We start from the raw sequence: 5,183 nt of genomic DNA on the forward strand, positions 1-5,183 counted from the left end.
AGACGCATCAATTGTCTGATTTTTGTACGAGGCTTTCGCCACTGTCGCCAATAAGCCATGCGGACTCTGCGACGTATCCAGTGATCCAGATCGCAGCAGAGCTGATAACAGTTGGCAATACCAAAATAGTTGATCCAACCGCGCAGATACTGGCTGATACTGTGCAGCACCCGTTTTCCTGCTCTCAGACTTCTCACCAGAATGGTGAAATCGTACTGGCGCAGGCGTGTAGCTTCCGTTCTGCAAGGCCGTTGCCGTGTGTTTCCAGTAGCCTTGGTGCACCCATTCAGGGAAGGCGTCAATGGTCATGCCGTCTACACCGGCTGCGCCCTTGTTGGCGCGGACCTGCTTCCATGCTCTCTGAAGGTTTTCAGGGTGCATAACGTGGTCGAAAAGATTGTCGCCAAAGGCTGGCTTCGTATCATCACGCTGAGTCACGTCATTACCGGGCGGCATTCGTGTATTCAAGTCTGACAAGGCTCCTCCTTTATTCTTAATGTTCAGGCCTTCGTCGTGTCCCGGCCATTACGCCGGGCATTTGACTACTATGCCTTCTGCTGACTTCTGCTTAATCACCGGCAGAGTTGCCTCTGACGGCGCTATCGGTGGTCATCCGGTTTGCTCGAACAGGAGGATGCATTCTGTTCGCCGAGCCTGTTGAGACCAGTGGCTGAGAACTGGAAAGTAACCGATCGCGTGTTAAGCAGATCTCCCCGGATAAGGACATGAACTGTCACTGCGCAACTGCATCCTTTACGGTGGCCGTCAGATCACGTGGCTTCGTTGTCTTGTGCCAACTCGCCTCCAGCCTACGCCTCATAGGATGTTCTTGTTCATCAGCTCGCAGCTTTGCTAGCGGCTTCCTCCAGACCAGACCTCACGGGCTGGCCCTTGCCGTTCGCTAGTAGTTAGCGTTTAATCACAACAGGGTTTTCAACGGTGATCTTCCTACAGGGGACTTTCACCCCATAAGTTCATGCCCATGCCGGGCGTACACAAAAAAATCCAGGTGACCGCCTTCGGCGGCACCTGATTTTGGCGTTAGGTTTTATACCATGCTGCAGCACCAGAGATTATAAATAATAAAAGGAATATCAAATGTCTTCTGAAATAAAATCATTACTCGCATCGGGACAGCTTGCGCGACTGATACCAACCGTAGCAGACTCAAAGAAAGAGGAGCGTGCTACTTCAACTTTGCTGGCTTCATTCATGGTTGTTCCAAGTTTTGCAATGAGTGTGCTATCCGATGCTGGTGCTTCTATCGGTAAAAGGTCTAGGGTTACCTGCTACACTGAGGTTGTTTTTAAGTCTCCCGAGAAGGGAAAAGGACCAAGACCAGATGGACTGGTCGTGATCAATAATGGCTCTAAAGTATGGACTGCATTAATTGAATCAAAGATAGGTAACTCAGAGCTTACTAACGATCAAGTTGAGTAATATTTATCGCTTGCAAAGCAATACAAAATAAACTCAGTAATAACTATTTCTAATCAATTTGCCACAACACCAACTCATCACCCACTGACTATTGCCAAGTCAAAAACGAGATCAGTTGAACTCTATCACTTTTCATGGCTATCTCTAAAATCTAAGGCGATCCTGCTAACCGGATCCAAGGGTATTGAAGATCCTGAACAGGCATACATACTTAGTGAGCTTGTTCGCTATCTTGATCATGACTCTTCAGGCATTACCTCATTAAATAAAATGCCTGCACCATGGAAAGATCTTTGCGCTGCAGTTCAAAACGGAGTGACATTAAATAAAAATTCAGATTATTTAACCAGCTCTGTATCAGGGTGGCACCAACTGTTAAGACACCTATCACTAAACCTAAGCATGGCTATTGGTCAGCCAGTAAATATAAACCTCTCTAGACAGAGAGAGAAAGATGCAGATTTAAACTTTTCAGAGGATTGTACTTACTTAGCAAAAGAGTCCAGTTTAAAAGCTGAGTTCAATATTCCCAATGCTGCTTCTAGGCTGGTTTTATCAGCAGATGTGCTTAGGAAAGTCATCAACATATCAATGAAACTGGAGGCTCCTAAAGATAAAAGCAGGGCTACTGCGTCAATTAATTGGTTATCAAGACAATTAAAAGGCACTAGTCACAAAAATTTGTCTATAAAGGCTTTTTGGCCAAAACGAATACCTGAAACAATGGCCTCTCTAGATGCCGTACTTGAAAACCCAACCGTTCTTATACCACCAAATGTTAGTGAACTACCAACATATTTGGAAGTTGTCCGGGTTGTGGATATGGGGGCAAGATTTAAAGGAGCTAAGACTTTTGTAGAAGATGTCTCTACTCAGTTCCCCAAGTTTTATCATGATGCGGGACAGCTTTTAACAAAATGGGTTGCCCTAGCCCCAAAGATCAAGAAAAAAGACCCAGAAGAATCAACAATTCCAACAATATTTTCAGAAGCTCGTGAAGTTGTTCCCACTGAAACTATGGATATAAATGTAGATGTTGATCATGAACCCCAAACCTAACAAATCCTTCAAACCGACCGCACTGGCGTGCGGCGGATTAAGGAAGCGTTAAGTGGCAGGGTGCATAGATTGGTTAGTAATATGAAAGTGTCGTACAAGTAGAAAGAAGAAGGTGTGTACCATCTGGCGATCAAGATCAGGTGTATTATCCTTCTTGCAATGCCAGCGTAAGCAGTATGCTGTTTCTCAATTTTGGGTGGAGCTGGCAAGAGGTTTCAGGTTTTCTTTCCTTGTGCCACGACAGTACAGAGTTCGGAGTCCTTCAGTTCTGAGCAATAGACAACCATTTACAAGTGCTTTGCTTTTTTTTCTCCTCAGTGACTCTGAATCAGTGCTCAGCAAAAAACAGAAAATAGATTAATCTGCTGGCGGTGAGGTCAGGTGCCAAAAATATCAATGGAGTCTCGCCAGCCCAACCATCGTAGCGGCCAGGGCCACTTAACAAGTGCAGGCAAAAGGGACGCCTCACTGTGTTCGCCGCCCCTGCTGCAAGCGTTAGGCATCTCACTCACCTCAGTCTTCAGAGAATTGGCTAAGCATATTGCACAAAGGTATTCCAATTAGCATATCTGCAAGGAGAAGGCTTTTGATTGTGAATCGTTTTTGTTCTCCTATAAACGTACCTAAAGTTCTATCTGTTTCTGTCAAATAAGCCTCTGAAACTAAGATGTTTTTAGATACTCCACGGCAACCCCATGCTATATAAAATTGATTGTCAGGAATCCTAGCAATAGAATGACAAGTATATGAATTGTTGTCAGAGCAAGTTACTTCATAAAAAAAAGTATCAATTAGTTTTCCTTTTTTAAAGGAACTTACTTTACTATCAATAGGACATTTCGGGTCTCTTATTTTAAATTCATTCTGACCATCCTTAATTAAAACCTCACAGGATGGTGAAGCTTGAATACTAAAACTGATGGTACATGAAAAAAAAATCATCACACAGTAACTTGAGTTAAAAATATTGAATTTCATAAACAAAATCTCATAAAAACTACCGGAAAGTATAGTCCAAATGCCTAACAAATAAATCCAGGGGACTGCGCCTGCGGCGCAGCCCCTGATTTTGGCGTTAAGTGGCAGGGTGCATAGATTGGTTAGTAGTCTGAAAGTGTCGTACAAGTAGAAAGAAGAAGGTGTGTGCCATCTGGCGATCAAGATCAGGTGTATTATCCTTCTTGCAATGCCAGCGCAAGCAGTATGCTGTTTCTCAATTTTGGGCGGAGCTGGCAAGAGGTTTCAGGTTTTCTTTCCTTGTGCCACGACAGCACAGAGTTCGGAGTCCTTCAGTTCTGAGCAATAGACAACCATTTACAAGTGCTTTGCTTTTTTTCTCCTCAGTGACTCTGAATCAGTGCTCAGCAAAAAACAGAAAATAGATTAATCTGCTGGCGGTGAGGTCAGGTGCCAAAAATATCAATGGAGTCTCGCCAGCCCAACCATCGTAGCGGCCAGGGCCGCTTAACAAGTGCAGGCAAAAGGGACGCCTCACTGTGTTCGCCGCCCCTGCTGCAAGCGTTAAGTGCAAAACCAACATTGAGTTAACATGATCGATTTCACATCAATAATATGGAATGCAATATCTTCTTTCTGGTATTTCATTCCACTTCTGATTCTTGTCGGGATCTTTAAATCACCTTGGTTCAAAGGGTACATTGGCGAGGTAATTGTAAACTTCGCCATAAAAGTACGACTCGACAAAGATGAATATCATCTCATAAAAAATGTGACCCTTCTTACAGAGGATGGAACAACGCAAATCGATCATATCCTGGTCTCTTCCAAAGGAGTTTTCGTTGTTGAAACAAAAAATATGAAGGGTTGGATTTTCGGTTCAGAGAAACAGAAACAATGGACTCAGAAAATATACAAACACACCAGTAAATTTCAAAATCCATTACACCAAAACTATAAACACACAAAGACTTTGGCTACTTGCTTAAACATTTCCGAAACCAAAATATTCTCAGTCATAGTTTTTGTCGGTGACAGTGAGTTCAAAACAGAAATGCCTGCAAATGTAACCTATGCAGGTGGCCTAATTCGGTACATAAATTCCAAGAAAGAGAATATTCTATCTCTTGCAGAAAAACAGTCAGTGATTCAGGCAATCGAATCAGGCCGCCTCAAACCCTCTATAAAAACTCATAGAGAGCATGTTCAACATGTAAAAGAGGTACAATCCAAGAAAGCCGCAGAAAAAACTTGCCCAAAATGTGGAAGCTCAATGATTCAGAGAGTATCTAAAAAAGGCCCAAATGCAGGCAATAAATTTTGGGGTTGTAGCCAATTCCCAAAGTGTCGTGCAATTTGCACCTAATCGGGTAGCCGGAGGTTTCTAACCTCCAGCCCCCACAACACCCTGCATGCGGGTCCGCACAGGGCGTTTCATTAAGAATGGTGAAGCTTGATCCATCCGTCCCCCAGTGAAAACGTGGTCGAAAAGATTGTCGCCAAAGGCTGGCTTCGTATCATCACGCTGAGTCACGTCATTACCGGGCGGCATTCGTGTATTCAAGTCTGACAAGGCTCCTCCTTTATTCTTAATGTTCAGGCCTTCGCCGTGTCCCGGCCATTACGCCGGGCATTTGACTACTATGCCTTCTGCTGACTTCTGCTTAATCACCGGCAGAGTTGCCTCTGACGGCGCTATCGGTGGTCATCCGGTTTGCTCGAACAGG

5 protein-coding genes are annotated in these 5,183 nt (G+C 44.1%); 3 read left to right on the forward strand and 2 right to left on the reverse strand.

Features of this window, described 5'->3' with window-relative positions:
• Window positions 1-197: group II intron maturase-specific domain-containing protein (locus tag GZ78_RS30295; protein ID WP_330217617.1), on the reverse strand; the 197-nt coding region annotated here is incomplete at its 3' end.
• A 901-nt stretch (window positions 198-1,098) separates the two neighbouring features.
• Here GZ78_RS30295 and GZ78_RS27490 point away from each other — a divergent pair.
• Both GZ78_RS27490 and GZ78_RS27495 read left to right on the forward strand, forming a co-directional pair.
• The gene (locus GZ78_RS27490; RefSeq protein ID WP_051786162.1) at window positions 1,099-1,440 is read left to right on the forward strand and encodes a hypothetical protein; all 342 of its coding nucleotides are present in this window, start codon (window positions 1,099-1,101) and stop codon (window positions 1,438-1,440) included.
• Between the two features lie 270 nt (window positions 1,441-1,710).
• Window positions 1,711-2,499, forward strand: coding sequence for a hypothetical protein (locus GZ78_RS27495; RefSeq protein ID WP_051786163.1), 789 nt, complete (start codon window positions 1,711-1,713; stop codon window positions 2,497-2,499).
• A gap of 513 nt (window positions 2,500-3,012) precedes the next feature.
• Here the strand turns inward: GZ78_RS27495 and GZ78_RS28910 are convergent.
• Window positions 3,013-3,477 carry a hypothetical protein gene (locus tag GZ78_RS28910; protein WP_152558714.1) on the reverse strand — a complete coding sequence of 155 codons (465 nt, stop codon included), beginning with the start codon at window positions 3,475-3,477 and terminating at the stop codon, window positions 3,013-3,015.
• 571 nt (window positions 3,478-4,048) lie between these two features.
• Here GZ78_RS28910 and GZ78_RS13270 point away from each other — a divergent pair.
• Window positions 4,049-4,822 (forward strand): NERD domain-containing protein, encoded by a 774-nt coding sequence (locus GZ78_RS13270; protein WP_152558715.1) that lies wholly within the window; start codon window positions 4,049-4,051, stop codon window positions 4,820-4,822.
• Window positions 4,823-5,183: the final 361 nt, after the last annotated feature.

This window comes from Endozoicomonas numazuensis (assembly GCF_000722635.1).
Lineage (GTDB): Bacteria > Pseudomonadota > Gammaproteobacteria > Pseudomonadales > Endozoicomonadaceae > Endozoicomonas_A > Endozoicomonas_A numazuensis.

What these genes read in the sequence shown, in the direction of transcription:
- GZ78_RS28910 (WP_152558714.1), bottom strand. Translation starts at nt 3,477, where the DNA reads ATGAAATTCAATATTTTTAACTCAAGTTACTGTGTGATGATTTTTTTT.
- GZ78_RS27495 (WP_051786163.1), top strand. Translation starts at nt 1,711, where the DNA reads ATGCCTGCACCATGGAAAGATCTTTGCGCTGCAGTTCAAAACGGAGTG.
- GZ78_RS13270 (WP_152558715.1), top strand. Translation starts at nt 4,049, where the DNA reads ATGATCGATTTCACATCAATAATATGGAATGCAATATCTTCTTTCTGG.
- GZ78_RS27490 (WP_051786162.1), top strand. Translation starts at nt 1,099, where the DNA reads ATGTCTTCTGAAATAAAATCATTACTCGCATCGGGACAGCTTGCGCGA.